This is a genomic window from Novosphingobium sp. (assembly GCF_031417815.1).
In the GTDB taxonomy this organism is placed as follows: domain Bacteria; phylum Pseudomonadota; class Alphaproteobacteria; order Sphingomonadales; family Sphingomonadaceae; genus Novosphingobium.
Genome location: NZ_JANOWI010000032.1, coordinates 1 through 16832, shown reverse-complemented (window position 1 = coordinate 16832; position 16832 = coordinate 1). Strand labels below are relative to the sequence as shown.

Below are 16832 nucleotides of genomic sequence, written 5' to 3'. Positions count from 1 at the left end.
AGGCGCGGCAGGGCGGCAAGTGTTCAGGCGCGCGCAGTCACAATCCAGGCCGCCGCCTCGAACGCCACCAGCCCCCCGCTGCGGTGTTCTTCAAGCCAGGTTGTGAGCCATTGTTCGGCCTGCTTGCGCTCTGTCTGGCCAAGCGCGCGCAAGGCCAGAGCCGCCGGGCCGATCCGGCTGAAGAACTGCAACGCATCGGCCACCGGTTCCTCTCCCGCCCCGGCGACATAGGCGAAATCGACCTGCTCGAAAACCAGATCGCGCCAGCCGGCATTGTCGAGCACGCCGCGCACATAATCGGAATCGGCAAAGGCGAACGGCCCGGGCGCTGTGCCTGCGCCCAGCGCTGGCAGCTTCAGAAGCCCGGCGAGCTCTGACGCCCAGGGATTGAGCGCAGCGCTGCGGAAGCACGAAAAGACCAGCTTGGCACCGGGCGCAGAGATCTGGCGCAAGTTGGCAAACGCCATCACCGGCACATCGAAAAACATCACACCGTGACGCGAAAACAGCAGATCGGGCTTGAACGCTTCGGGCTTCCAGTGCGCGGCATCGGCTTCAAGGAAAGAGACGTTGTCGAGCGCTTCGGCGCGCAACCGGGCCGCCGCCACCAGATCGGGTGAAACATCGACTCCGACGATGTGCGCATCGGGATTGCCCCGCGCCAGGGCCAGCGACAATTCGCCCGCGCCGCAGCCGATATCGAGTGCAGCCTGTCCATCGCAGCCGCCGATCCTGGCCAGCAACCGTTCGGTCAGCCCGGAAAAGGCCCGGTCGGTTAGCCGGTAATTGTCCGCCCAGCTGCGGCCAACCTGTTCGCGCCATTCGCTTCGCGTCGTCATAACGCTGAGGCTAAGCGTTGCTCGGTTGCGCCGCAAGCAACAAGTGCGGTTAACTTTGCAGTTGCGACTCACCGCCGAAAGGCAGACCATCGCCGCAACAAAAGTGCGCGTCTGACGCAGCACGCAGCGCCCGGCGCGCCTTCGCATGAGAGGAGGCGGATAATGGTCGGCACCCAAAATGGACTTGCCAAAGGCAGTGCAACAACCCGTGCGGTCGCTCTGGTGGGGCCGACCGGCACGGGCAAGACCAGCCTCGCCGAAGCCCTGCTTTACGCCAGCGGCACGATCAATCGCCAGGGCAGCGTCGATGCTGGCAGCAGTGTCGGCGATGCCTCGCCCGAAGCGCGGGCGCGGGGCGGTTCGACCGAACTCAATCTGCTCCATTTCGACTACATGGGTGATCGGTTCGCGCTAATCGACGTGCCAGGCGGCGCGGGCTTCAGCGCCGATGGGCTTGCCGCCCTGCAATCGGCCGACATGGCGCTGGTGGTGATCGACCCGGCACCCGAACGGGCGGCGCTGGCCGAACCGATCCTGCGCCAACTTGACGCACTGGGCGTGCCGCACGCGATCTTCGTCAACAAGGTCGAACATGCCCGCGCCGGCGCAATCCGCGAACTGATCGCGCAATTGCAGCCGATGAGCCGCGAGCCGCTGGCGCTGCGCCAGATACCGATCCGTGAGGGCGAGCAGGTAACCGGCTATGTCGATCTCGCGCTTGAACGGGCTTACCGATATTGCCCCGGCAAGGAGAGCGAGCGGGTCGAAATTCCCGGCGAACTGCTGGACCGTGAACAGGCAGAACGCGGTCAGCTGCTCGAAACTCTAGCCGATTTCGACGATGCGCTCATGGAAGTACTGCTGATGGATGAGATGCCCGATCGGGCCACGGTGATGGCCGATCTGGCCGCCGATACCCAAGGCAACAAAGTGGTTCCCGTTGTGCTTGGCTCGGCGCTGTCAGACGGCGGAGTGCACCGTTTGCTCAAGCTGCTGCGCCATGAAACGCCTGTTCCCGCAGCAGCCGCCGGGCGCATCGGGATCGAGGCGGGCGGCGCGCTGCATGTGTTCAAGGTCGCCAACGGCGGGGCCATGGGCCGGCTTGCGCTGGGCCGTGTGCTGGGCAGCGAACTTGGCGAGGGCGACGAACTGATGGTCGGCGGCGCAACCGAGCGCGCCGGATCGCTGTTTTTCGTCCAGGGCGAACGGACCGCCAAGCAAAGTGTGGCGCAGCTCGGCGATGTGGTGGCCGTGGCCAAAGTCGATGGCGCGCGGCCCGGGCAGGTGCTGGCGCGCAAGGATGCGCGGATCGGCGAGGCGGCGCTGATTGCCTATCCGGCGCGCAATGCCGCCCTGGCGATCACCACCCGCGACCGCAAGGACGACGTCAAGCTGTCCACCGCGCTGCACCGGCTGTGCGAAGAAGATCCCGCGCTGGAATGGATCCAGGACGATGCCAGCCACGAAACGATCCTGAAGGGGATCAATGACGATCACCTGACCGTTGTGCTGGGCCGGCTGCAGCGCCGATATGGGGTGGCGGTGGATACCCGGCCACCGCAGATCGCCTATCGCGAATCGATCCGCAAGGGCGCGTCGGTGCGCGGGCGGCACAAGAAGCAATCGGGCGGGCATGGCCAGTACGGCGATTGCGTAATCGCGATCCGCCCGCTGGCGCGCGGTGAAGGCTTCGTGTTTGAGGACAAGATAACCGGCGGGGTGATCCCCAGGCAATATGTCCCCGCGGTGGAAGCCGGGGTGAAGGACGCGATGGCGCGCGGGCCGCTGGGCTTTGCGGTGGTCGATGTGGCGGTGACGCTGCTTGACGGCACGTTCCATGCGGTCGACAGCTCGGAGCTGGCGTTCCGCATCGCCGGGCGCATGGCGATGGGCGATGCGCTGGCGCAATGCGCGCCTTACCTGCTCGAACCGATTGCCAAAGTCACTGTCGATACCCCGGGGGGCGCCGGCTCGAAGGCCGGTTCGGTGCTTTCGGCGCGGCGCGGCCATATCCTGGGGCTTTCCCCCCACCCTGATTGGGCCCGGTGGGAACGGGTCGAGGCGTTGCTGCCGCAAAGCGCAGTGCACGGGCTCGATGCCGAACTGCGGTCACTCAGCCAGGGGCTGGCGACCTTTACGGCGGCGTTCGATCACCTGGCCGAACTGTCGGGCAAGCACGCCGACGATGCCGTGAAGGCGCGCGCGGCCGAGGCGCACTAGGCCGCGTTTGTGGCAATCAGCGCGGAAAGCTCGCGCACCAGCTTGGCCGCGAGGATCGCGGTGCGCCCGTGCGTATCGAACTGCGGATTGTATTCGACCACGTCTGCGCCCACCACCGGTGCCGTCTGGCGGCGCAGCACGGCCAGCAATTCGCGCAGGGTCAGCCCGCCCGGTTCGGGGTGCGACACGCCGGGGGCCTCGGACGGATCGATTCCGTCGATGTCCACGCTGATGTAGAGCGGACCTCGCAGCACCGGAACCACATCGGGGGTAAAGTCGGCCATCGGCACGATCTCGACCCCGAAACGCTGCGCCTGTTCGCGGCAATGATGGGTCAAGGTGCGGATGCCGACCTGGACAAGGCGGCTGGCATGACCATCCTCCATGATCCGCGCAAAAGGCGAAGCGTGGCTGCGCGGATTGTCCTCAAAATTATCATAGAGATCGGGATGGGCATCGAAATGGAGGATGGTAAGCGGACCATGCGCCGCATGCACCCCGGCGACCACGGCGCGGGTGATCGCATGATCGCCGCCCAGCGCCAGCGGCACTGCGCCGCCGGCAATGATCGCGCGAACCGCTGCGGCGATGGTGGCATCGTCCGACGCATCCTCGCGCAGCGGCACATCGCCGGAATCGCCGAGCGTGAAATCAGCGCCCGCTTCCATGCCGTTTTCGCAGCTCAGGTTGCCGCGATCGGACCACAGCGCCGCACGAATGGCGGCTGGCGCTGCAGCCGGCCCGCGCACGAACGACGAATTTATGTCGCTCGGCAGGCCGATGAGTGCGATTGCCGGGCGCACCGAACGATCAATAGCCGTAATAGGCCCCGCCCTTTTCGCGGGCGCGCTGCCAGGCCGGACGGGCGTGGGCCTTGGCCACAAAGTCTGCCAGTTTGGGGAAAGCCGCGCCCTGGCCCTGCATGACGGCGATCTCTGCCGGGAAGCTCAGCATCCAGTCCGCCCCGGTCCAGTCGTCACCGACGAAATGGCCCGAGGGGCGCAGTTGGCTTTCAAGATAGCCGAAGTGGCTGGCGAGCTGTTCCTGGATGCGCGGCTGGAGCGGCGCAGCCGCTTCACCCAGACGGCTGGTGTAGAGCTGCAAGAGGATTGGGGTCATCGCCGAGCCTTCGGCAAAATGCATGAATTGGAGATGGCGCAGCGCATTCTTGCTGCCAGACGCGGGCTGGAAGCGGCCCTCGCCATAGGTGTCGAGCAGGTACTGGATGATCGCACCCGATTCCTCGATCACGTCGCCCTGATCCTCAAGCAGCGGGCTTTTACCGAGCGGATGGACGGCTTTCAGTTCAGGCGGGGCAAGGTTGGTTACGGCATCGCGCTGATAGGACTTCAATTCGTAAGGCAGGCCCAGTTCCTCGAGCGCCCAGAGAATACGCTGCGAGCGGCTGTTGTTGAGATGATGGACGATAAGGGTCATGAACCGGGCTCCGTGGCTGATAGGCCATGCGGCATAGCACGGTGCAGCAGCCGTGCCAGCCTGCACTCAGGGAATTGTCGCCAGATTGCGGGTCCACGGGGCAGACGCGGTAAGCGTGCAGCGCGCGCCGGCCACGGTGACATCGACCAGGCCGCCATCGCGGTTGAGGCGGAACGGAAAGTAATAGCGCATCAGCGCGCCATCATCGCCGGCCCGCGGTGAAAGGGCGATCGGCTTCATATCACCGTTGGCGATCACCAGCCGCAGTGTCTCGCCGGGAATCAGGCCCGTAGCCCGGATCTGCATCGCGCGGCCGGAACTGGCGATAGCCAGTCGGCAATCGGAGTGGCCGGCAAAACCCAGCAATGGCCAGCGATCACCCACATCGGCCTGTGCTTCAGCAGTAAGGGCGAGAAGCAGCAGCGCAGCGAGCGGTTTGGCTTTGGGCATGGTCGGGTCCTCTTCGTGCGCCACTCTAGCCGGTGCTGCTGGCGGGGAAAGCGGAGCCTGCGCTCTGCCCCGGTGCGGGACAGCCTGCGGCAAAAGATGAAAACGGCGCGAGGGGCCCAAAGGCCGCTCGCGCCGGTTCCGTTGTTTGGAGGGCGATCCTGCGAAGGGGTATGGGGGACTCGCAGGGTCGCCCTCCGGTAACCCCGGGTGCGGCGATGGGCATCGCCGCACCCGGAAGCTCTCAGGGATCAGACGTCGTCCTCAGCTTCAGGACCGGCCATCATCTCCCCGGACAGACCTTCGGTTTGGCCGCGGATCGCAGCCTCCAGCCGGTCGCAGAGTTCGGGATTTTCCTTGAGATAGGTCTTGGAGTTTTCACGCCCCTGACCGATCCGGATGCTGTCATACGAGAACCAGGCGCCCGATTTCTCGACGATCCCGGCCTTGACCCCGAGGTCAAGAATTTCGCCGATCTTCGAGATGCCTTCACCGTACATGATATCGAATTCGACCTGCTTGAACGGCGGGGCGACCTTGTTCTTGACGACCTTCACGCGGGTGGTGTTGCCGACGATATCGTCGCGGTCCTTGATCTGGCCGATGCGGCGGATGTCGAGCCTTACGCTCGCATAGAACTTGAGTGCATTACCGCCGGTGGTGGTTTCGGGATTGCCATACATCACCCCGATCTTCATCCGCAGCTGGTTGATGAAAATCACCATGCAGCGCGAACGGCTGATCGAACCGGTCAGCTTGCGCAAGCTCTGCGACATCAGGCGGGCCTGCAGACCAACGTGGCTATCGCCCATTTCGCCCTCGATTTCGGCGCGCGGCACCAGCGCAGCAACCGAATCGATCACCAACACATCGATCGCGTTCGAGCGGACCAGCGTATCGACGATTTCCAATGCCTGCTCGCCGGTATCGGGCTGCGAAACGATCAGTTCGTTGATATCGACGCCGAGCTTTTTGGCATAGACCGGATCAAGCGCGTGTTCGGCATCGACGAAGGCTGCGGTGCCGCCGTTCTTCTGCGCCTCGGCAATCACGTGCAGCGCCAGCGTGGTTTTGCCCGAGCTTTCCGGCCCGTAAATTTCGATCACCCGGCCGCGCGGCAGACCGCCGATGCCCAGCGCAATATCAAGACCCAGCGAGCCGCTGGAAATCGATTCCACCTCCATCGTCTGCTTCGAGCCCAGCTTCATCGCGCTGCCTTTGCCAAATGCGCGATCAATCTGGGCCAGCGCTGCTTCGAGCGCCTTTTCACGGTCCATCGTTTCCTTGCCTTCCTGAATCAGTTTTAGCTGAGCACCCATCTGTCGTCCCCTTGCGTAAGCCACTGACCGATCAGGTCAACGTGCGACTCGTGTACCGCATCTGTTCTTTTGGAACAAGGGGGGAACAGGAACATTTTTGGAACATTCTGCTATTTTGTTAATATTCAATGCGTAAGTCAGAAACTCCCGGCATTGGACCCCGCAACCCAAGTTGACACAGTTGACACGGAGTCCACTTCGCGTCCCGCCGCCGCTCGCGCAGATTTCCGCGCCTTTGCGCACGCTGCAGAGGCTTGGTGCAAGACAGCGCCATAAAAAAGCTGACCAATCGCCCGCTGGCGGATCGGGGCAATGCGGGACCGAGGAACGTGCGGGCGACCATGGCCCGGAATGGTAGCGCGCGCCGCACCTGTAGGAAATCGGCTTGTGCCCAAAGCCTGCGGCCGACCGCCATGGTGACGGCGTGAGATCACCTATTCTGACCTCAATCGATCGCTGGGTTAGCAAAGCCGCATGCGCTCGACTTCGCTGCAGGCAAGGATTGGGGTTTAGGTAACCTGCCCCGTGATTCCGAAGGCAAAGGACCATGGCATGTTGAGATTTGGTGCGTTTAGTGAACTGGTACCGTAATTCCATGGCGGAGCAGACCGGAAAGGCATTGCTGCCCGGCAAACGCGGGCCCAAGCCGAAGAGCATTTAGGGGTTTACGGACGTGTCACCGTACTTCCAAACTAAGCGCGGCAGAAAGCGACGGGAAATTGGGGGATATCGCACCTGTCACCGTAATTCTGTCAGCGTAATTCGGTGAGTTACGGTGACAGTTGCAATAACCCCTAAACTCAATCAGGGGGTTATTGCAACTGTCACCGTAACCTGGCAACCTAGGGTTATTGCGCGCAAGCCGGGATATCATCCTCGATCCGGAACACCGGCGGGCTCGCGTTCGGCGCGATATAGGTCACATAGACCGTCGCTCCTGCGGCGCTGTAGGCTTGTTGGGCTTCATCATGACCCTCGACGAAGACCGAGCCGTTGGGGTTGCCCGGACCATAGGACCTGGACCCGCAATTGGCGTCGAACAGCGTCACGATGCCCGATTCAACTGCCACGATTATTGTTCCGGGATGATGATGCCAACCGCTGTAGCCGCCGGCTGCAAAGACGAGTTTCTGCACGCGGACGACGGTCGGGTCCTTTGTCTGGAACTTCACCCGGTCTTGGTTAATCAAGGCGTCGTATTGGTTGGTAGCGGTCACGAACACTGTCGAGGTGAGCCCCGAGCCGGGCGAGGCCAGTAGTACCGTCGCGGTAAGGCCAGCTGCTGCGCAAGCCAGGATCGCCGTAGTGCGCGCGAGTTTTTGCAGATTTGCCATGTGAATCTACTCCTGATGCACCGGTCGGCAGCATGGCCGATCGATTCTGTCGAAGTGGCGCAACTAAAGTTCGCCCGGCAGCCACCTTGGCCAAGGTAAACTCCGATCTCGTCGGGTGCGACCAATTGTTTTAGAATCAAGCAGTAAGGAGCAAAACGTTGCACCAAAGATCCGATCTTTGAATGCACCGGAGATAAACTGTGCTCTACTGAATTTTATCTTGAAGATTGGAGGACGTAAGCTCAATCGATCATCCTGTCAAATGAACGATATTTCAGATTACGCAATCGCGGCGACCCGCTATTTTTGAGCAAGTCCGACAGACGCTTGCACCTTGCCCTTCGGCCCTGTTCGCGCCGCTGTATCGGCCGGCGCCAACCGACGTGCGGCAACGCATGGCCCAGGGTTACGGCAACAGGTGCAATAACCCCTAAACTCAGTATTCCTCAGGTTCTATTTGCGGGTCAATTCAACGGGCACCAAAAGCCAGCGAGCCTCATCCCACCTCTGTAATCCGCATCCACGGCTTTCAGCTTTCGTCCGCCCGCCGGGCGGTGTAGTCTGCCGCTTGGATCGACCGACTGGGCGCTGGGCCTGAGGGGGTTGGCGAAGGAGCTCTGCCATGGGCCTTCCCGAGATTTGCCGGTTTACCCTGGCATCCGCACTTTTGGCGCTGATCCCGGCGGCCGTGCTCGCCGCGCCGGCAACGCTGGGCGCGGCGCTATCCGGCACCGCGACAAGCAAAGGCGGCGATCCCGACGGGAGCGGCGGATTCCGTGTCACGCTCGACCCGGAAACCCACGATTTCTGCTATACGCTGTGGGCCGTAAAGATCGGCAAGCCGACTGCCGCGCATCTCCACGCCGGGGCGACCGGGGCCGACGGCGCTGCCGTGGTCACACTCGACATCACCGGCAAGAGCGACGAGCAGTGCATTGCGATTGCCAAGGACAAGGCGCAGGCGTTGATCGACAATCCGGCGGGCTTCTATGTCGATGTGCACACCGCCGATTTCCCCGATGGCGCGATCCGCGGGCAACTTGCCCGGTAGCGGGCGGATCATGCCGCGCCGGCCGTTGGCTACCCCTTCGCCGCCGCCAGAACCGCGCCGACCTTGTCGCTGATCTGCTGGACCGAAAACGGCTTGGGCAGAAATTCGACGTTGTCGAGATCGAGCTCGCTGCGCAGTTGTTCCTCGGCATAGCCGGACATGAACAGCACCGGGATACCGGGGCGCAACTGGCGCACGGCACGGATCATGCTGGGGCCGTCCATCACCGGCATGACGACGTCGGACACGATCATGTCAAACTGGCCGCCGCCCGAGACCAGTTCGAACCCCTCGTCGCCGTCGCTGGCGGTGGTGACTTCGAACCCGGCGCGGGTCAGCGCGCGTTCGGCCACGGCGCGGACCACGTCTTCGTCCTCGACCAGCAGGATGCGGCCGCCGCCCGACCACTGCGCGGCGGGTGCACGCACCGGCTCGGGCAGCGCGGCCTTGGCCTCGGCGCTTTGGCGGTGAACGGGGAGGTAGACGGTGAAGGTCGTCCCCCGGCCAAGCTCGCTGTCGGCAAAGATGAACCCGCCCGATTGCTTGACGATGCCATAGACGGTGGAGAGGCCGAGCCCGGTGCCTTTGCCAAGGTCTTTGGTGGTGAAGAACGGTTCGAAGATCTTGCCGAGGTGATCGGGGGCGATCCCGCTGCCGGTGTCGGTCACCACCAAGGCGGTGTAATCAACCTGCGGCATGATCGCACCCTGCATATCGCGGACCTGCGCGGCGGCGATCTTCTTTGTCGCCAGGGTCAGCTTGCCGCTGTCGCCTTTCGCCAGCATCGCATCGCGGGCGTTGACGCACAGGTTGACGATCACCTGCTCAAGCTGGGTCGGATCGGCGCGGACTGCGCCCAGATCGCGATCATGCGTGACGCTGAGCTGGATCCGCTCACCGATCAGACGGCGCAGCATATGGGTGATGTCGGAGACGACATCGGGCAGTTGCAGCACTTCGGGGCGCAGCGTCTGCTGGCGGCTGAAGGCGAGCAATTGCCGGGTCAGGCTGGCGGCGCGGTTCGAATTGGCGCGGATCTGCTGGATATCGTCATAGTCACTATCGCCCGGGGTATGGCGCAGCAGCATCAGATCACAGGTCCCCAGGATTGCGGTCAGGACATTGTTGAAATCGTGCGCTACCCCGCCGGCCAATTGCCCCACAGCCTGCATCTTGGTGGCCTGCGCAACCTGGCGCTTGAGCCGGGTTTCCTCGGTATTGTCGGTCAGCCCCAGCAGCACTGCCGCCTCGCCCAGCCCGCGCACGCCCGCCAGGCTGAGCGTGACCGGATCTTCGGCCAGGCCCTTCAGCCGCACCGCGATATCGCCGCTGCTGGCAGGGCCTTGCGCAAAGCGGCGCACCGCGTCCGAGATCGGGCCCTTGTCTTCCTGCACCACCAGATCGGTCGGATAGGTTGGCGGCGGATCGCCCTCTTTGCCGGCGGCGCGCATGAAGGCCTGATTGGCGAACAGCAGCCGTCCGTCGCGGTCAGCCATGGCGAGGCCCAGCGGGAGCTGCGCCAGCAAAGCTTCGAGATGCGGCACCGCGGCGCTGCTTTCGCCCCCCCCGCCGCCGATCCCGGCGCCGCTATCGGCGACCAGGATCAGCGAAGGGGTCTGGTCGTAATCGGGCGCGCCATGCGCATCGGGATCGGCCACCGGCAGGTAGAACAGGACAAGCGGTGCGCCGCGCTTGCCATCGCGGGCCCAGCTGATCCGGTCGCCCTCGTCCTGCAGCATCAGGCTGGCAAAATCCTTGCCGGTCAGGATCGCGGCGGCATCGCCGGTGGCGCGGGCCGCAAAGCCGGGGCTGGCGGCGCGCAGTTTGCCATCGGGATCGACGATCGCCAGGGTCAGCCCGGCCGAGGCCAGCGCGCGGCCCAGCTTGCCTTCGAAGTGCGGGATCATTTCCGAAACAAGGTCAGGCGGGGTCAGCGGTGTGAAGGTCCAGACCAGGTAATCATCGCCGCGCCCGGCGCGCTGCGCGCTGGCCTTCCAGCGCTGATGCCCGGCCTCGATCAGATCGGCCGCGCCGCCGCCGTCGCGCCAACCGGCGCGTGCGGCCTTGGCCAGGCGTTCCAGGCTGGCGTTGTCCACCGGCAGGCGCGGCGGTGCATGCTGCGCGGTAAACCATTGTTCATAAATAGAATTAGCGCAGACGAGCCGCCCTGCACGATCAGTAATGGCGACGCCGCAATCGCCGCGATCGATCGCCGCCACGGTAACCGACCAATCGGGCAGCGCATATTCCGCTTCGCGCGCTTGTTGGCGTGGCCGCAGCACCCAGACGGCTGCCCCCAGTCCAACGATCCCCGCCGCGAATGCTGCGACAATCACCGGCTGGCGGGTTGCCAGCCAGACGATGACAAGGCTGGCCAGCAGCGCCGCACCCAGCACCAACCGGTCTGTCGCACCTGCGCCAGCCCGGTTCGCGGCGCCATTCATTTGCCGTCCTGCGGCGGGGCTGCCAGCGTTTGGGCCAGCCGCTCCTGCGCCAGCCGGCGCTTGTGGCGGATCCACCAGGCCCAGCCGAATGACGACACCAGATAGCCGATCGCGGCGGCCACGACTGAAATCACGAACAATCCGATCAACATCGCCGGTGCGGCATCGGACAGCATCCAGCCCAGCCAGTCACGCACCCCCGAACCGCGCTCATACAGCGCATAAAAGGTGGAGATATCGGCGTGATAGCCCAGCATGTTGCCCACCCGGATCGCGGCGATGATGATGAACGGCGTGGTCGCCGGGTTCGACAGGAAGGTCATCAGCACCGCCAGCGGGATATTGCCGCGGCCCGGCACGCACATGATCGCCGCGCCGATGATCTGGATCCCCGGGATCAGCGCAAAGATGCCGACCAGCAGGCCCACCGCCACCCCGCGCGGTACCGACCGGCGGGTGAAGCGCCACAATTCAGGGCGCCGCGCAAACGGGCCGATCCAGCGGTTGTGGGCCAGATCTTCGTGCTTGGGCATGTTGCGATTGGCCCAGGCGGCAATGCGGGTGAGAAGCGCGCTCATTGATGGTCCCGCATAATCCGCTGCTGGTCGCGCTTCCAGTCGCGTTCCTTGATGGTGGCGCGCTTGTCCGCAGCGTTCTTGCCCTTGGCCAGCGCCAGCTCAACCTTGGCGCGGCCGCGACTGTTGAAATAGATCGACAGCGGCACCAGCGTCATCCCCTTGCGTTCCACCGCACCGTGAAACTTGGCAATCTCGCGCTCTTTGAGCAGCAGCTTGCGCGGGCGTTTGGGCACATGATTATGGCGGTTGCCGTGGCTGAATTCGGGCACGTTGGAATTGACCAGCCAGACCTCGCCGTTTTTCACTTCGGCATAGCTTTCCGCGATCGAGCCTTCGCCGAAGCGCAGGCTCTTCACCTCGGTCCCGGTCAGCGCGATCCCGGCCTCGAATACATCCTCGATATAATATTCAAACCGCGCGCGCCGGTTTTCGGCAACGACCTTGGTCTTTTCAAATTCGGGGTGGTGCGGGCGGGCCATGGTCTTGGGCCATGTAAGCAGGTTGGCGGAAAATTCAAACCAAACCGCAGTGCATTTTGCGGCTTGACATACTTATTGTATTATAACAGCAATACACTACGCCGCGCCAAGGAGAGTCTGGAATGATTGCTGCCCCCGAAACCCGGTTTCCGCCGATCGCCACATGGCGGATCAATGCGGTGCGGTTCGCGTTCCTGTTGATGGCATTTGTGATGGGCAGCATCGTCTGGCGACAGGTGCTGTTCGAATCCGCTGACTGGGAATGGCAACGCGGTCTGGCCAAATCGATGCTCGCAGCACTGGCTTTGCTGAGCCTGTTGGGAGTGCGCTATCCGGTGCAGATGCTGCCGCTGATGCTGTATGAAATTGCCTGGAAAACCGTCTGGATCGTTCTGATCGCCGGGCGGGCCTGGTTGAACGGCAAGTGGACTCCCGAAATCGAAGCGCTGTTCTACGACTGCATTGGGATCGTGATCGTCTATCTGGTCATGCCGTGGCGCTATGTCTGGGCGCGTTATATTGCCCAGCCAATGGAGCCTTTGCGGCAAAAACTCTAGGTCAACCCCGCCCACTCCAACCCCGCATCAACCGCCTTGCGGCTTTCCGCGCTGGAGGCGACGATCGGCAGGCGCACCTCTTCGTGGATCCAGCCCAGCACCCTGGCCATCGCATACTTGAGCGGCCCCGGCGAAGCATCGGTGAACAGCGCCTGGTGCAGCGGAAACAGCTGTTCGTTGAGTGCGTGGGCGCGGGCCGTATCGCCCGCCAGACTGGCCGCCTGAAACTGTGCGCACAGGCGCGGCGCGATGTTGGCCGTCACCGAGATGCAGCCGACCCCGCCGCCGGCGTTGTATTGCAGCGCCATATCGTCATTGCCGCAGATCTGCGCGAAACCTTCGCCCAGCGCCATGCGGTGCGCGGTCAGCCGGGTCATATCCCCGCTGGCGTCCTTGATCCCGACAATCCGGCCGGGGAAACGCCGCGCCAGTTCGATCGTGGTTTCGGGTTTGATATCGGTCACGGTGCGGCCCGGCACATTGTACAGCACCATCGGCAGATCGACCGCTTCGGCCAGGAAGCTGAAATGGGCCAGCAGCCCGGCCTGGCTGGGGCGGTTGTAATAGGGCGCGACCATCAGCGCGGCCTGGCAGCCCGCATCCTTGGCGACCTGCATGTGCCACCGCGCGGTCTGGGTATCATTCGATCCGCACCCGGCGATCACCGGGACCTTGCCCGCCGCCGCTTCGACGCACAGTTCGAACAGGCGGTGCTGTTCCTCGCTGGTAATGGTCGGCGCTTCGCCGGTCGTGCCGCAAGGGACCAGCGCGCTCGATCCTTCGGCCACTTGCCATTCCACCAGACGGCGAAACGCGGCCTCATCAATCGCTCCGGCTTGAAAAGGAGTCACCAGAGCCGGTATCGAGCCCGAAAACATTGCCATTTCCCCCGCATCGGCTCCATAGGAGGCCCGTTCAGCCTGCCATAAGGAGCGTTTCCGCAGAATGTCCAGCATGCATCGCAAGACCACCACCGCTCTGCTCGCACTGCTGGCATTCACCCCCGCCCTCGCCCATGCGCAGGATTCCGCCGACGACCAGTTGATGGGCGAAGACGGCCGCCAGTGGGATCAGGCCCGCGCCAGCCTCAAGGCGCTACCCCCGGGCGATATGGCCATGGCGGTGGAACGCTGGAAGATCCTGTCGAAATCGAACGGCTATGCCTTTGGCGACTATGCCGGGTTCGTGATGACCTATCCGGGCCTGCCCGAACAGGACAAGATACGCGGCTATGCCGAGGCCGCGCTGGGCCGCGAAGCGGTGCCGCCCGGCCAGGTGGTGGCGTTCTTCGACCGCTTCCCCCCGCTGACCAACCCGGGCCGCGCGCATTACGCCAGTGCGCTTTACGCCATGAGCCGCCCTGAGGCTGCAACCGTGGCGCGCGAGGCATGGCGCGGCGGGGCGATGAGCGATACCGCCGAGGCTGCACTGTTCGCCCGGATCGGCCCCATCCTGACGCTCGACGATCACGACGCGCGGATGGATGCGCTGCTGTGGTCCGGTTCGGCGGCGCAGGCCGAACGCCAGCTGGTCTACACCTCGCCGGCCAAGCGCGCGGCCTATGCAGCGCGGCTGGCGATGGCCAAGGGGCAGGATCCGGCCAGCCTGGCGATCACCCCCGGGCCAGAGGCTAGCGGCGATCCCGGCTATGTTTACAACCGCAGCCGCTTCCTGCGCACGCGCGGGCAATCGTCCTCGGCCGCCAGTCTGATCCTCACCCGGCCGCGCTTTGCCGTCCCCCCGCGCGAGCCGCGCAAATGGGTGGCAGAGCTGCTGGCGGTGGCGCGCGGTGTCGATGCCTCTACTGCCGTATCGATAGCAGCCTCGGTGGACGATATGTTCGCGTCCGGCACCGATGTCAGCCGGCAAAGCTTTGCAGTGCGCGATGACTACACCTCGCTGATGTGGCTGGGCGGCACCAAGGCGCTGTGGACCCTGCGCGATGGCCGCCGCGCCGCGCCGCTGTTCTACCGTTATGGTATGGCCGCGCGTACCCCGCAGACCCGCTCGAAAGGCTTCTACTGGGCCGGGCGCGCGCTGGCCGAAGCCAGCGACGGGCCGGGGGCCAAGCAATATTTCGAACTGGCCGCCGCCTATCCTGATCAGTATTACGGGCTGCTCGCGCTGGAACGGCTGGGCCGCCCGCTGCCGCCGCTCGCCAGCGCGCCCACTCTGGTCCCCACCGCGCAGCAGCGCGCCGATTTCGAAGCCCGCCCGCTGACCCGCGCGGTGCGCGAAGTGGCGCGTGAAAGCGATTGGCCCACCGCAGTGCGGTTCTTCAAGGAAATCAGCGATTCTGCCGAAAGCGAGGCCGATCATGTGCTGGTAGCTGATCTTGCCCGCCAGATCGGGCGGCGCGATCTGGGGGTGATTCTGGGGCAATCGGCGCAGGCCGACGGCCTCGGCAATTTCCGCAGCATCGCCTTCCCGCTGATCCCGGTGCCGCCGGGCACCAACTGGACTGTGGTGCACATGATCAGCCGCCAGGAAAGCCAGTTTGCGCAAAACGCGGTCAGCCATGCCGGTGCGCGGGGCCTCATGCAGCTGATGCCGGGCACTGCGCGCGAACAGGCGGGCAAGATGGGGCTTGGCTATGACCGCGAAGCGCTGATCGGCGATGCCGGGTACAACCTGACGCTCGGCAACGGCTATTTCCAGCGGATGCTGGCCTATTACAATGGTTGCTGGCCGCTGGCGATCGCGGCCTACAATGCTGGTCCCGGCAATGTGAACAAGTGGCTGCGCCAGAACGGCGATCCGCGCGGTGGCGGGATCGGCTGGGTCGAATGGATCGAGAGGATCCCGATCCCCGAAACCCGTGGCTATGTGCAGCGCGTGCTGGAAAACGCGGTGGTCTATGAAGCGCTGTTTCCGGCGCGGGCCAGCTACAAGGGTGCCAACCCGCTCAGCCATTTTCTGGGCAAGCCTTATCCCGGATGAAGCCCGACGGTCCGCCCATCACCCCGGCCGGCATGGCCGCGCTCAGAGCGCGCTATGACCATCTGCTCGGCACCGAACGCCCGGCGATCACCGAGATCGTCAGCTGGGCGGCGGGCAATGGCGATCGCAGCGAGAACGGCGATTACCTCTATGGCCGCAAACGGATGCGCGAGATTGACCGCGAGCTGGCGCATCTCACCCGGCGGATGAAGCTGTGCCGCGTGCTCGATCCGGCGCGCCAGGAAGACCGCACCAGGGCGTGGTTCGGCGCCACCGTCACGATTGCCGACGCTGACGACACCCAGCGCGTGCTCACCCTGGTCGGCGATGACGAGCAGGATGCCACCGCCGGCTTGATCGGCTGGAGCGCGCCGCTCGCCAAGGCGCTGCGCGGTGCGGGCCTGGGCGATCTGCGCCGGGTGACCCTGCCCGGCGGCGAAAAGGAGTGGGAAGTGGTGGCAATCCGCTATCCGGACGCGGCCTGATGGCCGAGATCGTCAACCTGCGCCTCGCCCGCAAGGCCAAGGCCCGTGCTAAGGCCAGTCAGTCTGCCCGGGTCAATCGTGCGAAGCACGGCCGGACCAAGGCTGAGCGGGAACGCGCCAAGGCTGAGGCTGCGCGCGCTGCACGTGAGCTTGAGGGCAAACACCTGTCAGACTGAACCGCAAAGCCAGCGCCGCTCTGCGCGCTGGAGATCGTGCCCTGCAGCGCCGATGCACGCCACACGAAGCTGTTGGTGATGGTGGTGGTGCTGGTCTGCCCCGATGTGTTGGTGGAAGAGCCAGACTGGCTGACCACCGCGCCATTGGCATAAGTGCTGGCGTTGACGCCGTAGTTGTAGGTGGTGGCGGAGGCGCCAGCGGTGCCGCTGGTCGCCTCGGTGAGCACCTGGCTGGCCGCGTTGTAGGTGTTCTGGCGGCGGAAGGTGACGGTGATGCCGTCGTCCTTGAACTCCTTGTGATCGGTTGTGCGGCCGGGTTAGTTGATGAAGTGCATGCGCTGGGCGTCGGTGTGGCGGGGTGGGAATCTCCGTCCGGCGGGTGGTCGGATGCGACTATGAGAAGGAGCGGACGGGTAGTTTGACACAGCGCGGGAGGTGTAGGAAAGCGGGCATTGAATTAAGTGCATTTAGCAAACTGGCACTGTAATTTGGTCCACTGTAATTTGGTCAATTTAGTGCACTGTCA

The 16832-nt window shown here is 64.3% G+C and carries 16 protein-coding genes; 6 read left to right on the top strand and 10 right to left on the bottom strand.

The window, feature by feature from the left end:
• Positions 1 to 23 precede the first annotated feature (23 nt).
• A complete protein-coding gene (locus RMN99_RS08105; protein ID WP_309622799.1) occupies positions 24 to 839 on the bottom strand; it encodes a class I SAM-dependent methyltransferase in 816 nt (271 codons plus the stop codon).
• A 162-nt stretch (positions 840 to 1001) separates the two neighbouring features.
• Here RMN99_RS08105 and RMN99_RS08100 point away from each other — a divergent pair, with 162 nt between their 5' ends.
• A complete protein-coding gene (locus RMN99_RS08100; RefSeq protein WP_309622798.1) occupies positions 1002 to 3059 on the top strand; it encodes an elongation factor G in 2058 nt (685 codons plus the stop codon).
• On the opposite strand, the gene RMN99_RS08095 is transcribed toward RMN99_RS08100, so the two are convergent.
• The 5 genes from RMN99_RS08095 to RMN99_RS08075 all read right to left on the bottom strand — a co-directional run bounded on the left by RMN99_RS08095 (position 3056) and on the right by RMN99_RS08075 (position 7596).
• Positions 3056 to 3862, bottom strand: a complete 807-nt coding sequence (locus RMN99_RS08095) for an arginase family protein (protein WP_309622797.1) — start codon at positions 3860 to 3862, stop codon at positions 3056 to 3058. The two genes, RMN99_RS08100 and RMN99_RS08095, sit on opposite strands and share 4 nt — an antisense overlap.
• A gap of 7 nt (positions 3863 to 3869) precedes the next feature.
• Positions 3870 to 4496 carry a glutathione S-transferase gene (locus RMN99_RS08090; RefSeq protein ID WP_309622796.1) on the bottom strand — a complete coding sequence of 209 codons (627 nt, stop codon included), beginning with the start codon at positions 4494 to 4496 and terminating at the stop codon, positions 3870 to 3872.
• Between the two features lie 66 nt (positions 4497 to 4562).
• Positions 4563 to 4946 carry a hypothetical protein gene (locus tag RMN99_RS08085; protein WP_309622795.1) on the bottom strand — a complete coding sequence of 128 codons (384 nt, stop codon included), beginning with the start codon at positions 4944 to 4946 and terminating at the stop codon, positions 4563 to 4565.
• Positions 4947 to 5194: 248 nt separating this feature from the next.
• Positions 5195 to 6262 (bottom strand): recombinase RecA, encoded by a 1068-nt coding sequence (gene recA / locus RMN99_RS08080; protein WP_309622794.1) that lies wholly within the window; start codon positions 6260 to 6262, stop codon positions 5195 to 5197.
• Between the two features lie 848 nt (positions 6263 to 7110).
• Positions 7111 to 7596, bottom strand: coding sequence for a hypothetical protein (locus RMN99_RS08075; protein WP_309622793.1), 486 nt, complete (start codon positions 7594 to 7596; stop codon positions 7111 to 7113).
• Positions 7597 to 8218: 622 nt separating this feature from the next.
• On the opposite strand from RMN99_RS08075, the gene RMN99_RS08070 reads away from it, so the two are divergent.
• Positions 8219 to 8647 carry a CHRD domain-containing protein gene (locus tag RMN99_RS08070; RefSeq protein WP_309622792.1) on the top strand — a complete coding sequence of 143 codons (429 nt, stop codon included), beginning with the start codon at positions 8219 to 8221 and terminating at the stop codon, positions 8645 to 8647.
• A 29-nt stretch (positions 8648 to 8676) separates the two neighbouring features.
• Here RMN99_RS08070 and RMN99_RS08065 read toward each other — a convergent pair whose 3' ends face one another.
• From RMN99_RS08065 to smpB, 3 genes are read right to left on the bottom strand one after another with little or no spacing between them, the layout of a single operon-like run.
• The gene (locus tag RMN99_RS08065) at positions 8677 to 11091 is read right to left on the bottom strand and encodes an ATP-binding protein (protein ID WP_309622791.1); all 2415 of its coding nucleotides are present in this window, start codon (positions 11089 to 11091) and stop codon (positions 8677 to 8679) included.
• Positions 11088 to 11669 (bottom strand): DUF2062 domain-containing protein, encoded by a 582-nt coding sequence (locus RMN99_RS08060; protein WP_309622790.1) that lies wholly within the window; start codon positions 11667 to 11669, stop codon positions 11088 to 11090. The genes RMN99_RS08065 and RMN99_RS08060 overlap by 4 nt, the downstream gene beginning before the upstream one ends.
• On the bottom strand, positions 11666 to 12148 hold the full coding sequence (gene smpB, locus RMN99_RS08055; RefSeq protein WP_309622789.1) for an SsrA-binding protein SmpB: 483 nt from the start codon (positions 12146 to 12148) through the stop codon (positions 11666 to 11668). The genes RMN99_RS08060 and smpB overlap by 4 nt, the downstream gene beginning before the upstream one ends.
• Positions 12149 to 12270: 122 nt before the next feature.
• Here smpB and RMN99_RS08050 point away from each other — a divergent pair, with 122 nt between their 5' ends.
• Positions 12271 to 12705: a hypothetical protein gene (locus tag RMN99_RS08050; protein ID WP_309622788.1), complete on the top strand. Its 435-nt coding sequence runs from the start codon at positions 12271 to 12273 to the stop codon at positions 12703 to 12705.
• Here the strand turns inward: RMN99_RS08050 and dapA are convergent.
• On the bottom strand, positions 12702 to 13583 hold the full coding sequence (gene dapA, locus RMN99_RS08045) for a 4-hydroxy-tetrahydrodipicolinate synthase (protein WP_309622814.1): 882 nt from the start codon (positions 13581 to 13583) through the stop codon (positions 12702 to 12704). The two genes, RMN99_RS08050 and dapA, sit on opposite strands and share 4 nt — an antisense overlap.
• A gap of 67 nt (positions 13584 to 13650) precedes the next feature.
• Here dapA and RMN99_RS08040 point away from each other — a divergent pair, with 67 nt between their 5' ends.
• From RMN99_RS08040 to RMN99_RS08030, 3 genes are read left to right on the top strand one after another with little or no spacing between them, the layout of a single operon-like run.
• Positions 13651 to 15645, top strand: a complete 1995-nt coding sequence (locus RMN99_RS08040) for a lytic transglycosylase domain-containing protein (protein WP_309622787.1) — start codon at positions 13651 to 13653, stop codon at positions 15643 to 15645.
• Positions 15642 to 16130, top strand: a complete 489-nt coding sequence (locus RMN99_RS08035) for a GreA/GreB family elongation factor (protein WP_309622786.1) — start codon at positions 15642 to 15644, stop codon at positions 16128 to 16130. Before RMN99_RS08040 ends, RMN99_RS08035 begins: the two co-directional genes overlap by 4 nt.
• The gene (locus tag RMN99_RS08030) at positions 16130 to 16306 is read left to right on the top strand and encodes a DUF4169 family protein (RefSeq protein WP_309622785.1); all 177 of its coding nucleotides are present in this window, start codon (positions 16130 to 16132) and stop codon (positions 16304 to 16306) included. Before RMN99_RS08035 ends, RMN99_RS08030 begins: the two co-directional genes overlap by 1 nt.
• Positions 16307 to 16832: the final 526 nt, after the last annotated feature.